Genomic DNA, 2,049 nt, shown 5'->3' with positions numbered 1-2,049 from the left:
CACCGACTCGACACCCGCCGATGGCGAATCCCCCGCCACGCCGTCTGTCACTTCGTCTCTCGGCTCGATCGCCAGCCCTGCCTCGGCGACGTTGCGGCGCGCCTGATCGACCTGGACGGGTGAGACATCGCCGGCCACGACCCGATGCCCCGCGCGGCCCAGCTCGATGGCGTAGCGACCCGGCCCGGCGCCGACATCGAGAACTCGACTACCAGGTGGGAGATGCTCGTGCAGCAACGCGCGGTGAATGTGGAACTCACACGGAAAGGCGTCGAGCCGCGAATTCTGGTAACTCGACCAGGCGTCGTAGATCTCGCCAACCTTGTGGGGTGTCATGTTGCGACCTCCATGTCGAGCACGTCGAGCGAACCGGGAAGTATGAGCCGGGTCGGCATCAGCGGACTCCAGTAGATGGTTTGCACGGCGCTGCGGAGCGATCGACCGAAGAGACGGTCTTCGCCCGAGGCCAGATTGCGGGCATACGAAGGGAAAGCACTGCTAGTGATCTCGAGGCGCAATCGATGGCCGGTGGGGATCGTGATCGCCATCGGCGACAGCGGAATCTCGAACCGGTAAGGCCGATCCGGACGCAAAGCCTCGCCGCGTCGAGCCAGCGCCCGCACCGCGTCGACCAGGCCGTGCGTGATGTAGAGCGAGCGCCCGTCCGGCAGGACCTCGAGCACCCGCGCCACCCAATCGGTCGAGGGTGCGTCGGTGCTCGCCCACAGGATCACCCGCGCCTCACCCAGCCAACGACAGGGCGCCTCGAGCGGCGTGGTGGTGAAACGCGCGACGTCGGTGCGGCCGGCGAGGTCCGTCTCGTCGATTGGCGTTCGGCGCGCCGGGTAGGGATCCCCGGGGTCGTAGGGAAAAGAGCACTGCCCCGACACGCCGGCGGACTCGCTCGAGAGGCCTTTTGCCGACAGACCTGTTGCCGACAGGCTTGTTGGCGACAGACCTGTCGCCGAGGTCACATACCACAGGTGCCGATCCCGGGTTGGGTGTTGATCGACCACCGACCAGCAGTTCTCGCCGGTGACGAAAACGTGCGAAGCTTCGGCCCTCGGCAGATCGTCCGGTGTCACCTCGCCGTCGAGCACGTGGTGCAGCCACGCGGCCTGGAAGCGGCCGAGGGGGAAACGCGATGCGGACCCGTAGTCGCGCTCGCCGTACCGGCTCGGTAAGTGCCCCCGCGGCTGATGCGTCCACGGCCCGATCACCAGCCCGCGGGGCGGCCGAGGCTCGTGCGCCTTGCCGACCGTCGCCCATTGATGGAGCGTCTCGCCGCAGTATGGATCGTGCCAGCCGCCGACGTGGAGTGACGGCACGGCGAGCGCCGCGAGCTCGGCGTCGCCGAACAGGGGTGGAGCTGTGGGATCGGCGGTGGCCGCGGACAGCCAGCCGGGCAGGGGAGCCCACAGCTGCGTTGGAAGATCCGCCACGGGGAGATGTCGCAAGAGATCTGGCTCGGCCTCGAGCATCGCCGCCGCCAGCCCATCTCGAGCACACCGCGCGTCACCATGGGTGAGCCACCACGAGACGTGGCCGAGCAGAGGCAGAACGCCGCCGTCCGGCCCGGGAGAGAAATCCACCGGTCGCATCGCCGGGACCGAAGCGATTACCGCGCGGATTGCCGGATGCCCGCTCACCGCCGCGGCCCAGGCGGTGAAGGCACCGTACGAGCCGCCGGTCAAGACGACTCTGCCGTCGCACCAGGGCTGCCGGCTCACCCATTCGACGGTCGTACACCCGTCCCGACGTTCGTGGGCGTAGGGGCGCCACGTGCCGCCCGAATCGTACCGCCCTCGCACATCTTGCACGATGCAGCCAAAGCCGTGCTCGACCCAGCCCAGGGCCTCCGCCCGGTGCTGGGCCTTGCCGAGGTAGGTCCGCAGGATCACCACCGGTCGAGGGGCCGCGCGCGGGCGGTAGACGTCCGTGGCCAGCGGCACGCCGTCCTCAGAGGTGACGACGAGGCCTGCCTGGACGCGCGCGGCCTCGGCGCGCGCCGGAGCTTCGACCCGCGCGGTCGACTTCAAGGCAGGCATT

The 2,049-nt window shown here is 69.2% G+C and carries 2 protein-coding genes; both read right to left on the bottom strand.

Annotated features, from left to right (window positions below):
• Positions 1–336: class I SAM-dependent methyltransferase (locus AAF481_20470; protein ID MEM7483541.1), on the bottom strand; the 336-nt coding region annotated here is incomplete at its 3' end.
• A partial coding sequence (locus tag AAF481_20465; GenBank protein MEM7483540.1) for a CocE/NonD family hydrolase occupies positions 333–2,049 on the bottom strand: 1,717 nt, incomplete at its 5' end. The genes AAF481_20465 and AAF481_20470, both read right to left, overlap by 4 nt.

The organism is Acidobacteriota bacterium (assembly GCA_039030395.1).
GTDB lineage: Bacteria > Acidobacteriota > Thermoanaerobaculia > Multivoradales > JBCCEF01 > JBCCEF01.
This window is presented reverse-complemented; position numbering and strand designations above follow the sequence as displayed.